Origin of the sequence: Pseudomonas silesiensis (assembly GCF_001661075.1) — a bacterium.
GTDB lineage: Bacteria > Pseudomonadota > Gammaproteobacteria > Pseudomonadales > Pseudomonadaceae > Aquipseudomonas > Aquipseudomonas silesiensis.
Map to the genome: position 1 here is coordinate 6,023,659 of NZ_CP014870.1, position 20,427 is coordinate 6,044,085.

At 54.5% G+C, this 20,427-nt stretch carries 20 protein-coding genes; 17 read left to right on the forward strand and 3 right to left on the reverse strand.

Annotated elements, in window-relative coordinates:
- Nucleotides 1-108 precede the first annotated feature (108 nt).
- The 12 genes from eat (at nucleotide 109) to PMA3_RS32595 (ending at nucleotide 13,315) form a co-directional block, all read left to right on the forward strand.
- Nucleotides 109-1,557, forward strand: a complete 1,449-nt coding sequence (gene eat, locus PMA3_RS26700; RefSeq protein WP_064679979.1) for an ethanolamine permease — start codon at nucleotides 109-111, stop codon at nucleotides 1,555-1,557.
- 52 nt (nucleotides 1,558-1,609) lie between these two features.
- Nucleotides 1,610-3,004: an ethanolamine ammonia-lyase subunit EutB gene (locus PMA3_RS26705; RefSeq protein ID WP_064679980.1), complete on the forward strand. Its 1,395-nt coding sequence runs from the start codon at nucleotides 1,610-1,612 to the stop codon at nucleotides 3,002-3,004.
- Between the two features lie 8 nt (nucleotides 3,005-3,012).
- Nucleotides 3,013-3,837, forward strand: coding sequence for an ethanolamine ammonia-lyase subunit EutC (eutC, locus tag PMA3_RS26710; RefSeq protein ID WP_064679981.1), 825 nt, complete (start codon nucleotides 3,013-3,015; stop codon nucleotides 3,835-3,837).
- Between the two features lie 113 nt (nucleotides 3,838-3,950).
- Entirely contained in the window at nucleotides 3,951-4,412 is a 462-nt protein-coding gene (locus PMA3_RS26715) for a GNAT family N-acetyltransferase (RefSeq protein WP_064679982.1), read from the forward strand.
- A gap of 409 nt (nucleotides 4,413-4,821) precedes the next feature.
- Complete coding sequence (locus PMA3_RS26720; RefSeq protein WP_064679983.1) at nucleotides 4,822-5,478, forward strand: DedA family protein; 657 nt, start codon at nucleotides 4,822-4,824, stop codon at nucleotides 5,476-5,478.
- Nucleotides 5,479-5,484: 6 nt separating this feature from the next.
- On the forward strand, nucleotides 5,485-6,297 hold the full coding sequence (locus PMA3_RS26725; protein ID WP_064679984.1) for a M90 family metallopeptidase: 813 nt from the start codon (nucleotides 5,485-5,487) through the stop codon (nucleotides 6,295-6,297).
- Nucleotides 6,298-6,410: 113 nt separating this feature from the next.
- Nucleotides 6,411-6,938, forward strand: coding sequence for an inorganic diphosphatase (gene ppa / locus PMA3_RS26730; RefSeq protein WP_028620880.1), 528 nt, complete (start codon nucleotides 6,411-6,413; stop codon nucleotides 6,936-6,938).
- Nucleotides 6,939-7,166: 228 nt separating this feature from the next.
- On the forward strand, nucleotides 7,167-7,913 hold the full coding sequence (locus PMA3_RS26735) for a S24 family peptidase (protein WP_064679985.1): 747 nt from the start codon (nucleotides 7,167-7,169) through the stop codon (nucleotides 7,911-7,913).
- A gap of 528 nt (nucleotides 7,914-8,441) precedes the next feature.
- Nucleotides 8,442-9,653: a tyrosine-type recombinase/integrase gene (locus tag PMA3_RS26740; protein WP_064679986.1), complete on the forward strand. Its 1,212-nt coding sequence runs from the start codon at nucleotides 8,442-8,444 to the stop codon at nucleotides 9,651-9,653.
- A 347-nt stretch (nucleotides 9,654-10,000) separates the two neighbouring features.
- Nucleotides 10,001-11,146 carry a caspase family protein gene (locus PMA3_RS32365; RefSeq protein WP_109413303.1) on the forward strand — a complete coding sequence of 382 codons (1,146 nt, stop codon included), beginning with the start codon at nucleotides 10,001-10,003 and terminating at the stop codon, nucleotides 11,144-11,146.
- A complete protein-coding gene (locus PMA3_RS32590) occupies nucleotides 11,143-12,213 on the forward strand; it encodes a hypothetical protein (RefSeq protein WP_152032291.1) in 1,071 nt (356 codons plus the stop codon). Before PMA3_RS32365 ends, PMA3_RS32590 begins: the two co-directional genes overlap by 4 nt.
- Complete coding sequence (locus tag PMA3_RS32595) at nucleotides 12,206-13,315, forward strand: ComEC/Rec2 family competence protein (protein ID WP_152032292.1); 1,110 nt, start codon at nucleotides 12,206-12,208, stop codon at nucleotides 13,313-13,315. The genes PMA3_RS32590 and PMA3_RS32595 overlap by 8 nt, the downstream gene beginning before the upstream one ends.
- Nucleotides 13,316-13,418: 103 nt before the next feature.
- Here the strand turns inward: PMA3_RS32595 and PMA3_RS26745 are convergent, their stop codons facing one another.
- From PMA3_RS26745 to PMA3_RS31245, 3 genes are all read right to left on the reverse strand, one after another.
- Nucleotides 13,419-14,090 (reverse strand): hypothetical protein, encoded by a 672-nt coding sequence (locus PMA3_RS26745; RefSeq protein WP_152032293.1) that lies wholly within the window; start codon nucleotides 14,088-14,090, stop codon nucleotides 13,419-13,421.
- Between the two features lie 112 nt (nucleotides 14,091-14,202).
- Nucleotides 14,203-15,651: a YfjI family protein gene (locus tag PMA3_RS26750; protein ID WP_064679988.1), complete on the reverse strand. Its 1,449-nt coding sequence runs from the start codon at nucleotides 15,649-15,651 to the stop codon at nucleotides 14,203-14,205.
- Nucleotides 15,651-16,010, reverse strand: a complete 360-nt coding sequence (locus PMA3_RS31245; protein ID WP_082930434.1) for a helix-turn-helix transcriptional regulator — start codon at nucleotides 16,008-16,010, stop codon at nucleotides 15,651-15,653. Before PMA3_RS31245 ends, PMA3_RS26750 begins: the two co-directional genes overlap by 1 nt.
- A gap of 276 nt (nucleotides 16,011-16,286) precedes the next feature.
- Here PMA3_RS31245 and PMA3_RS31250 point away from each other — a divergent pair, with 276 nt between their 5' ends.
- From PMA3_RS31250 to PMA3_RS26775, 5 genes are all read left to right on the forward strand, one after another.
- Complete coding sequence (locus tag PMA3_RS31250) at nucleotides 16,287-16,616, forward strand: hypothetical protein (protein ID WP_082930435.1); 330 nt, start codon at nucleotides 16,287-16,289, stop codon at nucleotides 16,614-16,616.
- A gap of 77 nt (nucleotides 16,617-16,693) precedes the next feature.
- Nucleotides 16,694-17,662, forward strand: coding sequence for a DUF932 domain-containing protein (locus PMA3_RS26760; protein ID WP_064679990.1), 969 nt, complete (start codon nucleotides 16,694-16,696; stop codon nucleotides 17,660-17,662).
- Nucleotides 17,663-17,742: 80 nt separating this feature from the next.
- Entirely contained in the window at nucleotides 17,743-18,747 is a 1,005-nt protein-coding gene (locus PMA3_RS26765; protein ID WP_064679991.1) for a YqaJ viral recombinase family nuclease, read from the forward strand.
- Nucleotides 18,748-18,824: 77 nt separating this feature from the next.
- Entirely contained in the window at nucleotides 18,825-19,745 is a 921-nt protein-coding gene (locus PMA3_RS26770; RefSeq protein ID WP_064679992.1) for a recombination directionality factor, read from the forward strand.
- A gap of 49 nt (nucleotides 19,746-19,794) precedes the next feature.
- Nucleotides 19,795-20,292, forward strand: a complete 498-nt coding sequence (locus PMA3_RS26775) for a JAB domain-containing protein (protein WP_064679993.1) — start codon at nucleotides 19,795-19,797, stop codon at nucleotides 20,290-20,292.
- The last annotated feature ends 135 nt before the right edge of the window (nucleotides 20,293-20,427 follow it).

Genomic DNA, 20,427 nt, shown 5'->3' on the forward strand with positions numbered 1-20,427 from the left:
GGCGCCCTCTCGTCCTTCGCGAGCAGGTTCGCTCCTACACGGGTCTATCAGGCCTTCGCGCCAACCCGGCCATCGCGCCGGTCAAAAGAATAAGAACAGGTGAACCCTATGCCTAGCGATCAAGCCAGCGTGCAGCCGGCTACCTCCTCTGTCGACTTTGAAAAAGTCGGCTCCGATTATTTCCAGCAACGCGAACTGAAAAAAGGTGCAGCAGGCTGGGTCCTGCTGGTCGGCCTCGGCGTGGCCTACGTCATCTCCGGCGACTACGCCGGGTGGAACTTCGGCCTGGCCCAGGGTGGCTGGGGCGGCATGTTTCTCGCCACGCTGCTGATGGCGACCATGTACCTGTGCATGTGCTTTTCCCTGGCTGAACTGTCTTCCATGATCCCGACCGCAGGCGGAGGCTACGGGTTTGCCCGCAGTGCGTTCGGCCCTTGGGGCGGGTTCTTGACCGGCACCGCGATCCTGATCGAATACGCCATCGCACCAGCGGCGATCGCGGTGTTTATCGGCGCCTATTGCGAATCCCTGTTCGGCATCGGCGGCTGGATGATCTACCTGGCGTTCTACATCATCTTTATTGCCATCCATATTTTCGGCGTCGGTGAAGCCCTGAAACTGATGTTCGGCATCACCGCCGTCGCAGCCCTGGCATTGGGGGTGTTTCTGGTGAGCATGGTGCCGCACTTCAGCGTCGCCAACCTGCTGGACATCCCGGTCACCGATGCCAAGGGCGCCAGCAGTTTCCTGCCTTTCGGCTATGTCGGCGTCTGGGCAGCCATTCCCTATGCCATCTGGTTCTTCCTGGCAGTCGAAGGCGTGCCACTGGCGGCAGAAGAAACCAAAAACCCGAAGCGCGACCTGCCCCGCGGGCTGATTGGCGCCATGCTGGTACTGGTTAGCTTCGCCCTGCTGATTCTGGTGATCGGCCCAGGCGGTGCAGGTGCCCAGGCCCTGGTGACCTCGGGCAACCCATTGGTCGAAGCACTGAGCAAAGCCTATGGCGGCTCGACCTGGATGGGCCATTTCGTCAATCTGGTGGGCCTGGCCGGGCTGATCGCCAGTTTCTTCTCCATTATCTACGCCTACTCGCGGCAGATTTTCGCGCTGTCCCGCGCCGGCTACCTGCCGCGCAAACTGTCGCAAACCAACAAGAGCAAGGCCCCCGTACTGGCGTTGATCATTCCTGGCATCATCGGGTTCGGGCTGTCGCTGACCGGTCAGGGTGACCTGCTAATCCTGGTGGCGGTGTTCGGTGCGACCATTTCCTACGTCTTGATGATGGCGGCGCACATCACGCTGCGCATTCGGCGCCCCAAAATGGATCGTCCATACCGCACGCCAGGCGGTATCTTCACCTCGGGCGTCGCGCTGGTGCTGGCTTGCATCGCCGTGGTGGCGGGCTTCCTGGTGGATCCGCGCGTGGTGATTGGCGCTGCGATCATCTATGGAGTGTTAATTGCTTACTTCGCGTTCTACAGCCGGCATCATTTGGTAGCAGGCACGCCCGAAGAAGAATTCGCGGCCATTCAGAACGCCGAAAAAGCGCTGCACTAACGGCCGCAAATTACGGCGCAGCCACCCATCTGCGCCGTCATGGAGAATCTTTATGGCTAGTTTTGCTCACACTGTCGGTGGCCACACCTACCGCTTCGACGGCCTCAAGGAAGTCATGGCCAAGGCCAGTCCGGCGCGCTCCGGGGACTTTCTGGCGGGTGTCGCGGCACTCAACGATGGTGAACGGGTGGCCGCGCAAATGGCGCTGGCGAATATCCCGCTCTCCCACTTCCTGCAGGAAGTACTGGTTCCCTACGAATCCGATGAAGTCACCCGGCTGATCATCGACACCCACGACAAACAGGCGTTCGCGGTAGTCAGCCACCTCACCGTCGGCGGTTTTCGCGACTGGCTGCTCAGCGATGCCGCCGACGAACACAGCCTGCGCGCCCTTGCCCCCGGCCTGACTCCGGAAATGGCCGCCGCCGTGTCGAAAATCATGCGCGTGCAGGATCTGGTGCTGGTGGCGCAGAAAATCCGCGTGGTCACCCGATTCCGCGGCACGCTGGGCCTGCGAGGCCGGTTATCCACACGCCTGCAACCGAACCACCCTACCGACGAACCCGCCGGCATCGCCGCGAGCATTCTCGACGGCCTGCTGTACGGCAATGGCGATGCGATGATCGGCATCAACCCGGCCACTGACAGCATCACCTCCATCTGCGCCATGCTGGAAATGCTCGATGCCATCATCCAACGCTATGAGATACCCACTCAAGCCTGCGTGCTGACCCACGTCACCACCTCGATCGAAGCCATCAATCGCGGTGTGCCGCTGGACCTGGTCTTCCAGTCGATCGCCGGAACCGAGGCGGCCAACGCCAGCTTCGGCATCAACCTCAACGTCTTGCAGGAAGGCTACGACGCCGGGCTGAGCCTGAACCGCGGCACCCTGGGCCAGAACCTGATGTATTTCGAGACCGGCCAGGGCAGCGCCCTGTCGGCCAATGCCCACCACGGCATCGATCAGCAGACCTGTGAGACGCGCGCCTACGCCGTCGCACGCCATTTCAAACCGTTCCTGGTGAACACCGTCGTCGGCTTCATCGGCCCGGAATACCTCTACAACGGTAAACAAATCATCCGCGCCGGCCTCGAAGACCACTTCTGCGGCAAGCTCCTGGGCGTACCGATGGGCTGCGACATCTGCTACACCAACCACGCCGAAGCCGATCAGGATGACATGGACACCCTGCTGACCCTGTTGGGTGTGGCCGGGATCAATTTCATCATGGGCATCCCCGGTTCCGACGACATCATGCTCAACTACCAGACCACGTCGTTCCACGATGCACTCTACGCTCGCCAGACCCTGGGGCTGAAACCGGCGCCGGAGTTCGAAAAATGGCTGGCAAACATGGGTATCTTCACCCAGGCGGACGGCAAGATTCTCTTCGGCGACAACCTGCCGCCGGCCTTCCGCCAGGCCATGGCGCAACTGGGATGAGTGTCGTAATGGATAAACCACCTGTTGATCAGCAAAACCCGTTACTGGAGCTACGCCGCCTGACGCCCGCGCGGATTGCCTTGGGTCGCACCGGCACCAGCATGCCAACCACAGCACAGCTGGATTTCCAATACGCCCACGCCCAGGCCCGGGATGCGGTGCACTTGCCGTTCGACCATGCCGCGCTCGGTACGCAACTGGCGGCACGCGGACGTGAAAGCCTGTTGCTGCACAGCGCGGCAACGGACCGAAACAGTTACTTGCAGCGCCCCGACCTGGGGCGAAAATTGAGTGATGCGTCGGCGCAGAGCCTGCGCGAATACGCTGCGGCCAAACCCGGCGGCGTCGATCTGGTCATCGTCGTCGCCGATGGCTTGTCGGCCCTGGCCGTTCATCGCCACACCGTGCCATTTCTGACACGGATGGAAGAACAGATCGAAGCTGAGGGCTGGTCGGTGTCACCCGTGGTGCTGGTCGAGCAAGGCCGGGTGGCCGTGGCCGACGAGATCGGTGAGTTGTTGGGGGCCAAGATGGTCGTCATCCTGATCGGCGAACGCCCTGGCCTGAGTTCGCCCGACAGCCTCGGATTGTATTTCACCTACAATCCAAAGATCGGCCTGACGGATGCTTATCGCAATTGCATCTCCAACGTGCGACTTGAGGGCCTGAGTTACGGCATGGCGGCACATCGATTGTTTTATTTGATGCGCGAAGCCTGCCGGCGCCAGTTGTCGGGGGTCAATCTCAAGGACGAGGCCCAGGTTCATACGTTGGAGTCAGAAGCAGGAACGGACATGAAAGGTAATTTCCTACTGAGTCCGCCGGATGCCTGAACCGTTTCTGCATTGCATTTCCATTCCGGTTTGAGGCAGGATCGAAGCACGGCCGCCAGGGGTTTCCCATCGCCGTCATCGCGTAAGACAGCCACTTGAAGACGAGACCTACCATGCGGATTATTCAAGCGACCCTCGAACACCTGGACCTGTTGACCCCCTTATTCGTCAAATATCGCGAGTTTTATGGCTCGCTGGCGTATCCGGACTCGTCCCGGGCGTTCCTCGAAAAACGCCTGCGTCGCAAGGAATCGGTGATCTATCTGGCCCTGGCCGATGACGATAGCAACCGACTGCTGGGTTTCTGTCAGTTGTACCCAAGCTTTTCGTCGCTGTCGCTCAAGCGCGTGTGGATTCTCAACGACATCTACGTCACCGAAGATGCCCGCCGTCAGCTGGTAGCCGACAATCTGATTCGTACGGCGAAGAAAATGGCCAAGGAAACCAATGCCGTGCGCATGCGTGTGTCCACCAGCAGCAACAACGAAGTGGCGCAGAAAACCTACGAATCCATAGGGTTCAAGGAAGACACCGAGTTCAAGAACTACGTGTTGCCGATCAGCGACGAACTCTGATCCACACCAGATGACCGTGTAGGTGCTGGCTTGTCGGATCGCCGCACCGCAGCGAAGACGCCCTGACAGCCAACCTGTTTCTGCGGATGTACCTCGATCCCCTGCAGGAGCAGCCGGTCGACGCTCGCGATGTTCGTCAACGATAACGCTGCAAGCCTGATACTCCGCAGCGTTCTCGGATGCATCGTCGGAACGCCGCCCGGAGCAAGCTTGCTCCCGCAAAAAAAATACCGCATCCCCCGCCCGTCTTTCGCGAAATCCCCCGCTACAAACTCGACGCGCTTTTCACCCCTCTGCCCGTATAATGCTGACCTTTCCGGCTTGTAAGAAAAACTACTCCCGTTTGTAGGCTTTCGCGAAGTCATCCGCACAGGCCTGCCGAGTCGGGCCGATACCACAGGTGCCCTCCATGGATTTCAACCCGCTCGACCTTATCCTGCATCTCGACGTTTACCTCGACTTGCTGGTGAATAACTACGGGCCATGGATCTACGCCATCCTGTTTCTGGTGATCTTCTGCGAGACCGGCCTGGTGGTGATGCCATTCCTGCCGGGCGACTCCCTGCTGTTCATCGCTGGCGCGGTCGCGGCCGGGGGCGGCATGGATCCGGTGCTGCTGGGCGGCTTGCTGATGTTGGCGGCGATCCTCGGCGACAGTACCAACTACGTGATCGGACGAACGGCGGGAGAAAAGCTGTTCAGTAACCCGAACTCGAAGATCTTCCGTCGCGATTACCTGCAACAAACCCATGACTTCTATGACAAGCACGGCGGCAAAACCGTGACTCTGGCGCGCTTCCTGCCAATCATCCGCACCTTTGCGCCGTTCGTCGCCGGTGTGGCGAAAATGCCTTACCCGCGTTTCTTTGGCTTCAGCGTCCTCGGCACCATCCTGTGGGTCGGTGGCCTGGTCACCCTCGGTTACTTCTTCGGCAACGTACCCTTCATCAAGCAAAACCTGTCGCTGCTGGTGGTCGGCATCATCCTGCTGTCGCTGGTACCGATGATCATCGGCGTCGTCCGCAGCCGCTTCGGCAACGCCGCGTCCAAAGCCCACCCGCGCTGACCCGGCATGTGGTCACTGAGCGCCTGGCGTCGCCGGCGCATACTGGGCAAGCACCCGATTGCCGATGACATGTGGCAGCGGGTGCGCCATCACCTGAGTTTTCTCGATGGCATCAGCGCCGCCGAAGACCAATGGCTGCGCGAAGCCTGCGTGCTGTTTCTCGACGACAAACACCTCACCGCCCTGCCCGGCGTCGAACTTCACCAGGAGCAACACCTGCTGCTTGCCGCCCAGGCGCAACTGCCGTTGATGCATCTGGGCGACCTGAACTGGTATCAAGGCTTCCACGAAATCGTCCTGTACCCCGACGACTTCCTCAGCCCCCAACGCCATCGTGACGCCAGCGGCGTCGAACACGAGTGGGACGGCGAACACAGCGGCGAGGCCTGGCAACAAGGCCCGGTCATCCTCGCCTGGCCTGGCGTCATGGCCAGCGGCGGCTGGGAAGGCTACAACCTGGTGATCCACGAACTCGCGCACAAACTCGACATGCTCAACGGCGACGCCAACGGCCTGCCGCCGCTGCACGCCGACATGCGCGTCAGCGACTGGGCCAGGGTCATGCAAGCGGCCTACGACGACCTCGACGGCCAACTGGAGCGCAACCCCGACGCCGAAACCGCCATCGACCCGTACGCAGCGGAAAACGCCGCCGAATTTTTCGCGGTCACCAGCGAATACTTCTTCAGCGCCCCGGACTTGCTGCACGAGGCGTATCCTGAGGTTTATGAACAGCTGAAGCTGTTTTACCGGCAGGACCCGCTCGCCCGGTTGCGGCAACTTCTGGCCGAGAACCCGGTCTATCAGGCACACGACTAAGGTCTCTACGACCTCTAGTACATAGCAACGGTGGCGGAATATGCCTATAATCGCCGCCACTTTTTGGTCAATCCGGCCAAGTGTTTTTGGTCAACTAACGGGGGCACCGCCCAATGAGCTACAGCAAGATTCCGGCTGGCAAAGACCTGCCGAACGACATCTACGTCGCGATCGAGATCCCGGCCAACCACGCGCCGATCAAGTACGAAATCGACAAAGACAGCGATTGCCTGTTCGTTGACCGTTTCATGGCCACCCCGATGTTCTACCCGGCCAACTACGGTTTCATCCCGAACACCCTGGCCGACGACGGCGACCCCCTCGACGTGCTGGTCGTGACCCCTTACCCGGTTGCTCCAGGCTCGGTGATCCGCGCCCGTCCGGTCGGCATCCTGCACATGACCGACGACGGCGGCGGCGATGCCAAAGTCATCGCAGTCCCACACGACAAGCTGTCCCAGCTGTACGTCGACGTGAAGGAATACACCGATCTGCCTCCTCTGCTGCTGGAACAGATCAAGCACTTCTTCGAGAACTACAAAGACCTCGAAAAAGGCAAATGGGTGAAGATCGAAGGCTGGGGCGACGCAGAAGCCGCTCGCACCGAGATCATGAAGTCGGTTGCGGCCTACAAAGGCTAAAGCCAGCTGGCAGCGTTTAGCTGCAAGCTGCAAAAAAACCCCGGTTGATCCGGGGTTTTTTGTGGGCGCCTGAAAAACCCTGTTTAAACGTACCGTATAAAAATCCGCAAGCATGGGTTTTATTGTTTAATTTTCCCCAAACACGTCTTACATCCAGTCTAAATTTCCCGCGCAATTTGAACAGTTCGTTTATTCAAAGCCCCACCCGGCGCCAGTAGACTCGCGTTTATGAAAAAGAACACTAGCGGTCCACGGTTTAAAGCGCTCCTCGAAGCGGCGAACATTACGACGACAGGATTCGCCGAATTCCTGGACACGGCGCCGCAAAACGTCCACAACTGGTACGCCCGAGGTGTACCCGCCCACTGCATGGAAGAAGTCGCCAGAAAACTGTCCGTGAACAGTCAGTGGCTGAAAACCGGCGAAGGCCCGAAAGACCCCAAGGAACTGCGTCTGCTCGACGAGTCCGGCAATACCTTCGACGCCCAGGCTATCCGCGGCACCTACAGAGTCATCGAGCCGACCGATGTCGAACTGCCCTTCTATAAAGAAATAGCCATCACGCCCGGCCCCCACAAAACCCAAATCATAAAAGACCACAGCCAATCCATTCGCCTGCCTCGCAGCGATCTCGACTCCCTGGAAATCAACCACGCCGACGCCATCTGCGCGCGCATGATCGGCAACAGCATGGCCGAAAAGATTGAAGACGGCTCCCTCCTCGCCATCGACCGCGGGCTCACGCAAATCATCGATGGCGAGATTTACGCCATCGAGCATGACGGCATGTTGCGGATCAAATACCTGCATCGGATTCCCGGCAACGCGCTACGCATGCGCAGCCACAACAGCGCCGAATACCCGGATGAGATCTTCAGGGCCGCGCAAATCGAAGAGCAGAACATCAGGGTATTGGGCTGGGTATTCTGGTGGTCAACCCTGAACAAACGCAGGCCGCCGGTGCCGTTCCTGTAATGCCGCGGCCCTCCCTGCGCCATCACACAGGCCCTGGAGCTGGCTTGTCGGACCGCCGCTCCGCAGCGAAAGCGGCGGAACATTCACCCTCGAAATCCACGTCTACCCCATGGCCCAAGACATACCCGACAGCTCTACCCCACACACCAAGCTGGGAATTCCCCAAAAAAATCAGTATGCTACGCCCCACATTTGCGCATCGACCCTTCCCAAGGCCCAGATCGCAACGACCCGGCAGATCACTTTCTCGCCGAGTCCCACAGCCGGACGCAAGATCCGGGTGTACGTTTTGAAGGCTGTTGCGGTTTACCAAAAATAAACCAAGCCAGTCCCCGAGAAGCCGGCCACAAGCCGGCTTTTTAATTGTCCGAAATAATCCTACCCCATCCGAGAATCCACCTGATAGCCTTGCTATTCCGTGCGTTTCAGGCATTCCCCTGTCCGATGGCGTTCAACGCCATTTGACCTCATCCGACGATCAAGTGGGGGGACAGGTGGGGGGACAAATGGGGCGACAGGGGAAATCCAATGGGTAAGCTGAATCCGAAACAAGTCGAAAACCTGACCGAACCAGGCACCTATGAAGATGGCGACGGGCTACGGTTGGTCGTCAAACCCACCGGGCGTAAATCCTGGCTACTTCGCTTCCAACTGGCAGGCCGGCGCAGGGAGATGGGTTTGGGCTCATTCCCTGAAGTGAGCCTCAAGAAAGCCAGGCTTGAAGCCAGCGCCAAGCGCAGTCAATTAAGCAATGGTGTAGATCCTCTAGCCGCTCGTGATATCGAACGTGCTGCTCAACGCGAAGCCCAACGCACCAGCGAGGCAAAACAGCTGAAGTTCGAGACGCTCGCGGAAGAATACTGCGAGGCCCACGGAGGCGCCTGGTCGGAGAAGTGGCGCAAAGGCTGGCTGCGGAAGCTGGAGCTGTATGCGTTTGCCCAAATTGGCAAACTGTCCGCCGAGGAAATCAGCACGCCTCAGGTGCTCAAGGTGCTGCAACCCATATGGGCCACCAAGACCAGAACTGCCGACGAGGTACGTGGGCAGATTGAGCAGGTTCTGGACGCCGCCAAGGCACGCAACCTGCGAGAGGGCGAGAACCCTGCTCGCTGGCGTGGTCACTTAGACAATCTGTTGAGTCGTGCTGAAAAGAAGAAGGCTAGGAAGCGCGAGCACTTTGAAGCTTTGCGGTGGCAAGACGTGCCATCGTTGATAGCCAAACTCAAAGCGGACAACACACAAGCATCCTTTGCCGCTCAACTGCTGATCATGACCAGCGCACGTGCCCACATGGTGAGGTTTGCACGCTGGGATGAGTTCGATCTTGAGGCTGGCACTTGGTGCCTGCCTGATGAGCGAATGAAGATGCGGGTTGCATTCGTAATCCCGCTCGCTGACGAAGTCGTAAAGCTGGTGCAGAGCATTCCGCGAGCTGGGGGAACCTCTTATCTATTCCCAGGCCAGGGCAAGACAGGGGTCATGCACGCAAACGCCATACGGACACTTCTACACGGGATGGAGTACGACCATGTCACACGACACGGCTTTCGATCCTCATTTCGAGACTGGGCAGGAGAATGCACTCACTACCCGCGTGAGGTTTGCGAAATGGCGCTGGCCCATGATGAGCGTGACCAGACTGAAGGGGCTTACTCTCGCTCCGATTTTTTAGAGAAACGTCGATCACTGATGATTGATTGGGCTAGGTTTGTTTGCTCGGCGACGGCCCCTGCGAACTGATCTTAGGGACACTCCAAACAACTTGCACTGAGCTCACTTCACGCTCAGACGTCAGCCGCTTCCAGCTTTTTCCGGGAAAAAAAGGTCGGTGAACCCGATCAGATCAACTTTCCAGCCGATTTCATTTACTCGAAGTCGGAAAAGCTTATCCGGCTCATGTGGTACTCAGGCCAGGTGGCGAACGTGCATTTCAGCAACGTTAAGGATTTGTTCACAGTTTCCATAGCGTACTCTTCGTTTCAATGCTGAACGGCAAGATAAACAAAAACGATGAAGGATGCTAAATTGCCACTATCAGGATATTCAAAATTTTCCAACGGCAACAGGCAAAGGAGTAGCTTGCCCGCATGTCACTAGTATTTGCTGACCGCTTAAACCAGCCAGGAACTCATGCGTTTGTGGTCGGCGTGAGCGCCTATGAACACTTACCAAAAGGCTCTGAATCTGCCTCGTCTGATTTCGGCATGGGCCAGCTCAACGCTGCCGCACGGTCGGCCTCTGAGTTCGCCGCTTGGTTACTTAATGAATATCACAATCCTGCAGCGCCGCTTCGTAGCCTACGCACATTGCTTTCACCTTCGTTGCCCAACGAGCACATTCATCCGGATATTCAGTCGCTACTAGGGGGGAACAGTGCCGCTACCTTGCAAAACTTTAAGGACCAGTTCAAAGAATTCCACAATGACCTGATAGGTAACGAGTCTAATATTGCGATCGTTTATGTCTCCGGTCATGGAGTGCAGCTAACCTCGGAGGGAGCAATTCTCTTACTCAACGACTTTGGAGGAGATGTCGACTCTGGCCTCGAAGGCTCAGTTGACATTTTCAATCTAAGGCAAGCATTACGTTTCGACACTTCAGCACACACACAATTTTGGTTCGTCGACACTTGCAGACAACGCCCGGAGATTGCAGAGTTTTATGAGAAAATGGAAGGCGCATACAAGAAAAGCATCCGCCGCTCCAGTATAAGAAAAAACTCCTCACTGTTCCTTTCTTGTTCTACCGGCACGCAAGCATATGCCAATAAATCTGGCCTTACCTTCTTTTGTGATGCGCTTCTACATGGATTAAGATCAGCACAAGCTGCAGACTCTGACGGAGAGCACGGATCACTTTGGCGCGTCTCTGCTCCTAGCCTATCAAGCTACTTAGATAAGGCAGTTCCAGAGTTTGCCCTTGAAAAGGGTCGCCATCAATACGTCGAGTGCCAAGGATGCTCGTCTCCAGCAGTTTTACATGTTTACAAGACAACGCCTAACGTCCAATTACATATTGATGTCGGACCCGAAGCAGATCGTCCTAACCATACGGAATTCAACCTTAAACAATCAGGTAAACACTGGGTTGAGAATTATTCCAACTGGCCACTAGACACTGAAATTCCGGCAGGCCTTTATTCTGCTAACTGGAAATGCTGTCACTCCGTCGATGCTTACGCCAGCGAATATAACTTTAAACCACCGATGCGCCGTGTGGAACTGAAAAAATGAAGCCTTTTGATCACTCACCGCAGCCCACGGGCAGTTTAACTGTAACCATAGCCTCGAGATTAAACCGAGGTGGTAGAAAGACAGAAATCAGCATTCGCGACCATAGTCTCGCGCTTTTATCTTGCAATACTCTTCGTGAATTTGACCTTAAGCCTGGCATCTATGAAGTCAGTGCATTAAACGATGCTGGTGAAAAGTCAGAGCACATCGTCAGAATTCACCCCAACAAAACAACCTCGCTCAAACTAAATTTCAAGTTAGCTGAAAGCATAGACAGTCATCTGAAAGACGAAGACTTTCGGACACTTCAGAATAACGAAATTATTTCTTTAAAAAGTACACAATTTTCTCTACACGGCGCTAGTGCTGGATTAGAGATAAATGAACTTGAAAATCAGATGATAGTGCGCCATACAGGAGAGATGCTCGAGGTTTCAACTATCACCGTGCTTTGTAATGACGAGTTTCATAGATTCAGTCTGCCGTTAAGTAATGGGACACACCATCGCTCAGTCTTCTGCCACCTACTTGCCGACACCCTGAAAGACTTTGGCATACCTCGCGTGCGACTTTCTCAAGGGCGCACCGTAGCATCAGCCATGGAGCGTCTATATGAAAGCAACCGATTACGCAACGCAGCTGAAATTGCTAAAGACTCGCTAAAGTACCTCACATCGCAAGTCGAGGATCCGACAGGGATATTAATTGGAGCACTAGCTTTATTTAAGGCCGATCGCCTGAAAGATGATGTTGAATGGCTAGAATCATTTAATGATAAGTATCCATGGCTACCTGATGGGAAGATTTTGTTAGCCTGCCTGATGAGCGACGAATACCCTGATAGCTCGATGAAACTAGCGCTTGCGGCTAGCGAACAGACTATACTTTACAGGGACACATTCTCCATGCTAATTAATTTTCTACGACAATGGCCAGACAAAGAATCGTTACAACGCAATACTGCGCTTGAATACCTAGGACGGATTTCACCATATATAAATTGGCGATCTACCTACTTATGTCTTTCACTACCACAAAAAAGTTCAGGAAATAATGCTGATGTTTGAAATACGGATGCTTCCTGCCAGCGAAGGTGACGCATTGTGGATTGTCTGGGGCGACGAAAAAAAGCCTTACCAAATGCTTGTGGATATGGGGACAATTCAAACCGGAAACCTACTTTACAAAGAAATAAAAGCACTCAAACCGGAAAATAGAAATTTCGAGCTCGCAGTCGTAACACATATTGATAGTGACCATATCGGAGGCATGCTGAGTTGCTTCGTGCGACGACCTCCCTTGGCAGGTTTGGAAATTAAGGATGTGTGGTTCAATGGCTTTGACCATCTAGAGCTCACAACCCAAGTCCTCGATACTGAATCATTGGGGGCCAACCAGGGAGACGAACTGACTCAATGGCTACGCGATAGCGGACACTGGAATGTAGCTTTCAAAAAAGGAGCGGTTGTAGCGCCAAAGTGTAGCCCGTTCCCTATTTTCGAGTTATCGGGCGGCATGAAAGTCACCGTACTCGGTCCATCACGGGAGCGACTTGACCAACTCAAACCAGAATGGAAAAAACAACTAGCTAGGGCTCTGTTAAGAACTCGTCCAGCTGCACCAGACGACGGAGTCGAAGCTATGGGTAGCCACAACGCTCCCCGAACGCGGCACCGCCTTAGAGATCTTGCTAACATGCCGGAACGTCCGGACCCAAGTATTCCTAACGCTAGCAGCATCGTGTTGATGTTGGAATACTCTGGCCGCAGAGTTATCTTGACAGGAGATGCGTGGGCTGATGACCTGGAACGAGCAATTCGCAAATTGAGTCCAGAGGGCTGCCTAGAGGTAGATGCTTTCAAAGTTCCCCACCATGCTAGCAGATTCAACATAACTGAAAGCCTGATTAAATCATTACGATGCAAGACTTGGCTAATATCAACTAATGGCTCAGGACATCATCACCCTGACGATCAAGCCATTGCAAAAATAATTTATCATAGTTCAATTCAACCGGCAGAGTTAAATTTCAATGTCCGCAGCCCCTGGAATGAAGACTGGCTTTCAACTGATCGCCAACAAAGCCTCAACTACATCGCGAAACATGGCGACAAAGCACTAGGCCTATCCCTCCCACTGCCAGCCAATGTCAGTTTCAAATTATGCTAATTCGAGGTAATTATGTGACCAGGGCTGAAAGTTCTTCTACTCCAACTCGGACCACCCTGAAATTAAGTTCTGCCTTTACCAGAAAACACAAACCAAACAAATATCATCTATGCTTGGACATTTTTAAAAGATAGGTATCCCTAGGAACGCCTTTGGCCCTTAGTGCAAACTTAATAAAATTCTCAGCATTCGGTACAACTTTTCCAAACCGATTAGAAACAATGAAGCCATCAAGCTTTTCACAGAGCTTTTCAGCTGTATCCACCTGAGTCTTCCACCCTTCGCTTGGAGAGTCGCTGAGCAAACCAACCAAATACTCGCTCACCATTTCTCTAATGCGCTTGTTGGCTCGTCCACCGCTAGATGGCCCTTTTATAGTAATTTCAGCGTGCCTAGTGAAATCTTGATATCCATCAACAAACCCTAGATGATAAGATGCATAGGTAAGCAAAGTTAACGCTTTATTTTCATCCTCTAATTTTAGCGCCTTCAGTGAAGATAGATAATAAAGACTAGCAAAGAAAAATCCAACCATAAAGGTATCAGCATGCTCAACAGCTTCACCGGCATTCCAGTAGCATGATGCTATTTCATCCGACCCAATGTCCTGGGCATCAATAATTTTCTCTACACGCTTTCTGAATCCAGAATAAAGCTCATCCGGCCAGAACTCTTTAAACACCCCACGTAAAACCCTGCCCACCTTTATCGAAATACGCTCTGCATCTAGAGTGGAAATCTCTTGCGGAAGCAATGGTAGGAAAAGCATCTTCACGTAACATCCTGATAGTTAAATCTTGGTATATTTCACTTCCAATCTTACCACACAATTGCTGCTTCACACCAAGTAGCTTAGAAATGCTAAGGACAACTGCCAATTCTCAAAACTACCAAGAACGAGCGCGCGGGCCGTTTAATTCAATATGCCGAGCCCTTCCACTTCTAGAAAAATCAATTTTACCCTGATTACGCAGTACGGACAACGCTCTATCTAAACGCTCCTTTTCTCTGAGCTTGTTTGGACCGCGCTGTAAAACTTCATTCTTAAAAACATAATCAAAGCCCTTACTTCGATAACGATCAAGCCAGATATTTAATTGCACGGCATCAATTTCTTCCTGCATTGGTATCGCAAAGATACGTTTAAACTCATCTGAACACCAAAGACATAGTTCAACTGCAAACTCCAACGTCTGTAATGACACGTCCCCATCAAAACCCTCAAATAGATGAAATAGCGCAGCCACCCTGGAAATATTGTCGACTAATTTTGAGGCGTGATCACCAAATCCTTCGAACCTCCCATCCTTATTGATACCTGATTCAATAGCGTTAAAAATATCCAACCAGCGCTCACTTGCCTCAGGAGAGAACTGGACTGTCTGACGCTTCGGGCTATCGATGCTATCTAGCAAAGTCGCATTCTGCCTGATAATTATTTTGAGGCGCTCGGAAAAGACAGTGCAATGCTCCCAGGACGTTGTTCCATTCTTAATAAGCCTTGAACCTTGGGTTGACAATGGATAGCAGACTAAAAAACGAGCCCAAAGCCCAGACCCTCGAGTTTTTTCACCTAGACGTTTTATATAATCTTTAAACGCACTTTCTTGCGCCATTATGGAAACCGTTAGGCGCGCCTCATTAAGTTCGTAGCTTTCTGTAGTTCTACGATCAACAGTAATTGAATCGCCGCTCCAGATAGAATTTTGCTTTGGCAGGTCATTCAGCGCGCGCCCATTTAACACCCCACCACCTTCACTAGAAATCAAACCGGCCGTCGGTAGATTTTGATGAAGCCCCAGAAACAAAGCCTCAGGCGTAGAGTCATCATACAAAATCTTAAACTGCTTAGGCTTAGCTGGCCTGCTATTACCATGCTCATACAAAATACGCTCACTTTCTTGCGTGCATCTTCCATTGAGCACAAGTTTCCCTATTAATCTAAGAATAGCTTTGTTTTTCGCCTCCCATATCTTGCATTTAGTTACCCACTCATTAATCATCGTCTGATACACCACCCCATACTCTTCTTGCACCTCTCTTACTGGAGCTAAAAAGATGCTTTCAGCCGTTGATTTGCGCTCTCCAGAGTTTGCAATAGTCAAAAGCATTAACGAAACTGGAACGCATTGACCATTTGGCTTTCGCACATCAAAGAGCCCTTGGAGTGATACAGAAATAGCCGTCAGCGCACTGAAGAAGATCAGAGGTAATGGAGCCTGAATATTATTTTGAGCCTCATTAATTGCAGCGCCAAGGAGTGGCAAAGGTGCACATCTCGGGAAAGGACTACCGCACGGTGGCAAGTCTCTTTTGAGGCCGTAGTAGGACGTCATTAGCAATCCGCCCCGATAGCCACTAATGCTGCACCGACGCCTCTTTGACAGACGCTACTTTTAATTTCGGTGCGCATGCGCCCTCCCCAGCCAGCAGCAATCCTAGAATCAAGCCAGCTGCAGAGGTCAGATTCGATCCAGCCGACAGCCCCACACCTGCCGCCCCCACTCGAGAGCTTGATCGGATGTGGAAAAGAAGGATCATGCCTCGGTGAATTCAGATTCATCCAATCGTAGACAGTTGAGCGACTTACCCCCACCCGCTCTAAAACCAGTTTCAAACGCAGCACTCTGATAGCTGGTTTCCCACTTTGCTCCAAGCCGAATACGTTACCGGCTTTATTGTCAGTGATGCACATCTCTCCGCCCTCCAGCTAATTCATCGAAAGATTGCGATGCTAGGGACTTTGAGCAGCGGTGGCGCGCCGCCTGCTTACAGCCGAAAAATATTGCAAGCACTCGACTTGACAAAATAGAAACAAGTAGTTTTTTTTGCGAGTCAAACTCACAAAAATTACCGGCGCAAGCTGCTATTTTCGCTATTAGTAGCGGAAATAGCAGTTGTGAGAGCTGTCGATTAAAAAATTTTCAGTCATACATCACTGCAATGACATCTACCGATGGAGCTCAGAACCATGTCATTGCAATGTCCTCTGTGTAACTCCCCCAAGATCGCATCCTTACAAACAGCCATGAAGATTGGCGCAGCTGTTGGAACCGTCGGCGGAGCCGCTCGTGGTGCGAGCGCCGCCCTGGCAGTAGGCCAGGTGGGCGCCTCTGTCGGCGCTATTGCCGGCCCTCTTGGCATCACCCTCGGCACAGTTTCTGGTGCCATCCTCGGCGGGCTCGCTGGAGGTGCAGGCGGCTGTGCCCTCGGTGCTCAACTTGGCGAAAAACTCGATCGCCATGTGTTCGCCAACAACCTTTGTCTCGCCTGCAATCATCGCTTCAACCTACCAGCCTAATCCTCTTACAACATTCTTCGGTAAATGCTGCGCGTGCGCAGCATTTATGCCGGTACGCACCCAAAGGAATCACTCCCATGGCTCATCTCGTCGAACAAATGGCATACGTTGGCGCTACCCCTTGGCATGGTTTGGGTAACCGCCTGACGCAAAAACAACCGCTTGAGGTCTGGCAGCGAGAAGCCGGCATGAACTGGCAAATCCAGGACAGCCCAGTTCACTTCAAGGCCGACACTGTCGGCAACCTAGGCACAATTCACTCCTTTCCGGAACAAAAGGTTCTCTACCGCTCTGACACCAAGGCCCCCTTGTCGGTGGTTTCCAACCGCTACCAGGTCGTGCAGCCTCGTGAGGTACTGGAGTTCTACAGAGATCTGACTGAGGTCTCCGGCTATGAGCTGGAAACAGCAGGGATACTCAAAGGTGGCCGCAAGTTCTGGGCTCTGGCCAGAACCGGGCAGACAACCGTGCTGAAGGGGGACGATCAGGTGAATGGCTATCTTCTGTTAGCCACATCCTGTGACGGCACGCTGGCCACCACCGCGACCCCGACCACCGTGCGTGTAGTTTGCAACAACACCCTGACCATCTCCCTGAACGGCGCTACCCGTGCAATCAAGGTGCCGCACAATACGCGCTTTGATCCGCAGACCGTGAAGAAACAACTGGGCATCGCCGTCTCGCAATGGGATGAATTTATGTACCGCATGCGCGCACTGGCGGAGCGCAAGGTGCAGTGGCATGAGGCGATGGGCTTCTTCATGAATGTGCTGTGTGATGTGGCCCCCAATAGCAAGCTGCCGGAAGTGCTTCCGAATGAGCGAGCGCTGCGCAAAGTCCAAGGGCTGTACGAAGGCCAAGGTCGTGGAGCCACGCTTGCATCAGCTCAAGGAACTGCATGGGGCTTGCTCAACGCCGTGACGGAGTATGTCGATCACGAGCGACGCGCCAGGAGTACTGAGTACCGCATGGACTCTGCGTGGTTCGGGGCCGGGGCCGTCCTCAAAGACCGCGCACTGAATGCTGCACTGCAACTCGCCGCTTAGCCTCACTCACCTACTCAACGATTAAAACGCCTGGTCAGCTTCTGCTGGCCGGGCGTTTTTATACCGGATAGGAAAACATCATGGATAAGCAATCGCTGCAACACTCCTGCAGTAAACCCCGCCCCGCCTTGCGCCTTGTCGGTACCAAACAACTACCGCGTGAGAATTGGCTGGCCGTGCGTAAACAAGGCATCGGCAGCTCGGATGCAGCCGCCGCAGTAGGTCTTAACCCTTACAAATCCCAGCTGGAGCTGTGGCTGGAGAAAACTGGCCGTGATACCTCACTGCCCAAAATAGATCCCAATGACGAAGAAAGCCCTGCTTACTGGGGCAACATCTTGGAGCCGATTGTCGCGACTCATTACACCAAGCGTAGTGGGCGCCGGGTACGTCGCATCAATGCCGTGTTGCAGCATCCTGATCCTAAATTGCCCTGGATGCTGGCCAACATCGACCGCGAGGTCATCGGCGCCGACGATGTGCAGATCCTCGAATGCAAAACAGCCGGCATCAACGGCGCACGTCTCTGGAATGAGGGCGTGCCCGAATATGTGCAGCTGCAGGTCATGCACCAGCTGGCCGTGACAGGCAAGCAGTCGGCGGATGTGGCTGTACTGCTCGGCGGCCAGCATCTGGAGATCCACCGCATCGAACGAGACGAGTCGATGATTGCTCGGCTGATCGACCTGGAGCGGCTGTTCTGGGACTACGTGGTCAGTGACACCCCGCCACCGGCCGATGGTACAGACTCGGCCGAAGCGGCGTTGCGCTGCCTCTACCCCGAGGACAATGGTCAAACCCTGGACCTCTGCCAGCACACGGAACTGGCCAGCACCTTCCTGGAGCTCAAGGCTGTTCGCCAGAACATTGCTCAGCAAGAGACGCGTGAGGCGCAGCTCAAGCAAGTCCTGCAGCAAGCCATGGGGGCAGCCACCCGTGCGGAGTTTACCGAGGGCTATATCAGTTGGAAGAAGTCCAAGGACAGCATTGCTCTGAACGTCGAACAGATGCTCAAGGACAAACCCTACCTGCAAGCCCGCTATCCCAAGATCAAAACAGGCAGCCGCCGCTTCCTGATTGGCTAAACCGTTTCCCTCATCCAAGCCACCCGGACCGTTTACGTCCCGGTGGCTTTTCTATTTTCAGATCAAGGATAACCGCCATGCTCAAAGGTTTAGCCATCACCCCTCCGGTACTCGGGCGTATTTCCATCGGCAAGGTCGTCGAGAAAAACGGCAAGCGCCTGCCCGAGAAAGACGATCAATTCACCATCACCTCGCAAGTCCAAAACCGCGACGGTTGGTTAATGCACCCGCACAATGAGGAGCTGCGCAATGGCCAGGATGGCAAACTGCGCAGCATTCCGATCCGCTTGCTGTTCAACGAGCCGGACCTGAACTTTCGGGCTGACTACAGCCTGTTCGACCGCGCTACCGGCCGGCCGCTGTGCGTGGGCAATGGTGAAACATGCAAGCGTTTGACCAAGGACGGAATCCAGTCGTTGCCCTGTCCTTCACCGGATGGCTGTTCGCTGGCGCAAGGCGCAGCCTGCAAGCCCTACGGACGACTGAATGTTGCCATCGGGAATGAAGATCCACTGGGCAGCTTTGTCTTTCGCACCACGGGCTACAACAGCATTCGTACCCTGGCAGCACGTCTGCACTACCTACAAGCCATCTCCGGCGATCGATTAGCCTGCCTGCCGTTGGAACTGCGTCTGCGTGGTAAGTCCACGCGGCAGAGCCACGGTGCACCGATTTTCTACGTCGATATCACGGTGCGCAGCGGCCTGAGTCTAGAAGACGCCTTACTGGAAGCCAAGCAGCTCGACAAAACCCGGCAGGCCTCCGGCTTTAACCAAAGCGCTCTTGATCATGCGGCCCGGCAGGGCTTTAACAATGGGGCCTTTGAGGACAGCGAGGAGGACACCGGCGCCGTCGTCGAGGAGCTCTTCCCTGCCATTGAAGATCAGCCCAGCCATGTTGAGCCCCATTCCCAACTGGCTGCGCCTACCAAACCCTCACTCGCGCAAAAGCTGCAGTCGCAAGCCACGCGACACAAGGGCAGACCCACCGCCCAGTAACCGCATTTCTCAATCCCCCGTTCTCACGCATTCATATAGGAATACCCTCATGAAATATCACAAGCTTATAGCCAATGAAAGGACCGGGACCTATGTCATGGACTCACCGGTCACCGAGGCCGACATCCTGCAGATGGCGCAACAACTAGCGATGAGTCGGTTGTCGAAAGGTCGGGCACTGACTGAGCCGAAACAGGTCTTCAGCCACCTACAAACACTGCTGCAGTACCACGAGCATGAAGTCTTTGCGTTATTGCTGCTTGATACCAAGTACCGGGTGATTGGTTTCCGAGAGCTATCCGGAGGCACCCTAGACGGGGTCAGCGTATATCCACGGGAAGTGGTTAAGGTCGCCTTGGAGCACAACGCTGCCGCCGTGATCCTAGTACATAAGGTGCACAACAGCGACTCAGAGACCTGTCAAGCCGATCGCACATTGACCACCAACATCAAGAACGCACTAAACATGATTGGCACCCGAACATTGGATCATGTCGCAGTGGGATATGAGGGATGCAGATCGATGGCTGAGCAGGGGTACCTGTAACGCCTATGCTCACACCGTCCGATGGACTGCCCTTGGCTGATGCTAGGGCGGTCATCGGCACGATCCCCATCAGTTATTTTTTTAGCCATCGATCTGCAGTCCTAACCCCAGTGCCACCAACGTAGAAGCCCCAAT

Excerpts from the sequence above, each read along its gene's own strand:
- PMA3_RS26750 (WP_064679988.1), bottom strand. The coding sequence starts at position 15,651 with ATGACGTCCTACTACGGCCTCAAAAGAGACTTGCCACCGTGCGGTAGT.
- PMA3_RS32365 (WP_109413303.1), top strand. The coding sequence starts at position 10,001 with ATGTCACTAGTATTTGCTGACCGCTTAAACCAGCCAGGAACTCATGCG.
- PMA3_RS26715 (WP_064679982.1), top strand. The coding sequence starts at position 3,951 with ATGCGGATTATTCAAGCGACCCTCGAACACCTGGACCTGTTGACCCCC.
- PMA3_RS32590 (WP_152032291.1), top strand. The coding sequence starts at position 11,143 with ATGAAGCCTTTTGATCACTCACCGCAGCCCACGGGCAGTTTAACTGTA.
- PMA3_RS26720 (WP_064679983.1), top strand. The coding sequence starts at position 4,822 with ATGGATTTCAACCCGCTCGACCTTATCCTGCATCTCGACGTTTACCTC.
- PMA3_RS32595 (WP_152032292.1), top strand. The coding sequence starts at position 12,206 with ATGTTTGAAATACGGATGCTTCCTGCCAGCGAAGGTGACGCATTGTGG.
- ppa (WP_028620880.1), top strand. The coding sequence starts at position 6,411 with ATGAGCTACAGCAAGATTCCGGCTGGCAAAGACCTGCCGAACGACATC.
- PMA3_RS26775 (WP_064679993.1), top strand. The coding sequence starts at position 19,795 with ATGAAATATCACAAGCTTATAGCCAATGAAAGGACCGGGACCTATGTC.
- PMA3_RS26725 (WP_064679984.1), top strand. The coding sequence starts at position 5,485 with ATGTGGTCACTGAGCGCCTGGCGTCGCCGGCGCATACTGGGCAAGCAC.
- PMA3_RS26705 (WP_064679980.1), top strand. The coding sequence starts at position 1,610 with ATGGCTAGTTTTGCTCACACTGTCGGTGGCCACACCTACCGCTTCGAC.
- PMA3_RS26765 (WP_064679991.1), top strand. The coding sequence starts at position 17,743 with ATGGATAAGCAATCGCTGCAACACTCCTGCAGTAAACCCCGCCCCGCC.
- PMA3_RS26740 (WP_064679986.1), top strand. The coding sequence starts at position 8,442 with ATGGGTAAGCTGAATCCGAAACAAGTCGAAAACCTGACCGAACCAGGC.
- PMA3_RS31250 (WP_082930435.1), top strand. The coding sequence starts at position 16,287 with ATGTCATTGCAATGTCCTCTGTGTAACTCCCCCAAGATCGCATCCTTA.
- PMA3_RS31245 (WP_082930434.1), bottom strand. The coding sequence starts at position 16,010 with ATGTGCATCACTGACAATAAAGCCGGTAACGTATTCGGCTTGGAGCAA.
- PMA3_RS26735 (WP_064679985.1), top strand. The coding sequence starts at position 7,167 with ATGAAAAAGAACACTAGCGGTCCACGGTTTAAAGCGCTCCTCGAAGCG.
- PMA3_RS26770 (WP_064679992.1), top strand. The coding sequence starts at position 18,825 with ATGCTCAAAGGTTTAGCCATCACCCCTCCGGTACTCGGGCGTATTTCC.
- eutC (WP_064679981.1), top strand. The coding sequence starts at position 3,013 with ATGGATAAACCACCTGTTGATCAGCAAAACCCGTTACTGGAGCTACGC.
- eat (WP_064679979.1), top strand. The coding sequence starts at position 109 with ATGCCTAGCGATCAAGCCAGCGTGCAGCCGGCTACCTCCTCTGTCGAC.
- PMA3_RS26760 (WP_064679990.1), top strand. The coding sequence starts at position 16,694 with ATGGCTCATCTCGTCGAACAAATGGCATACGTTGGCGCTACCCCTTGG.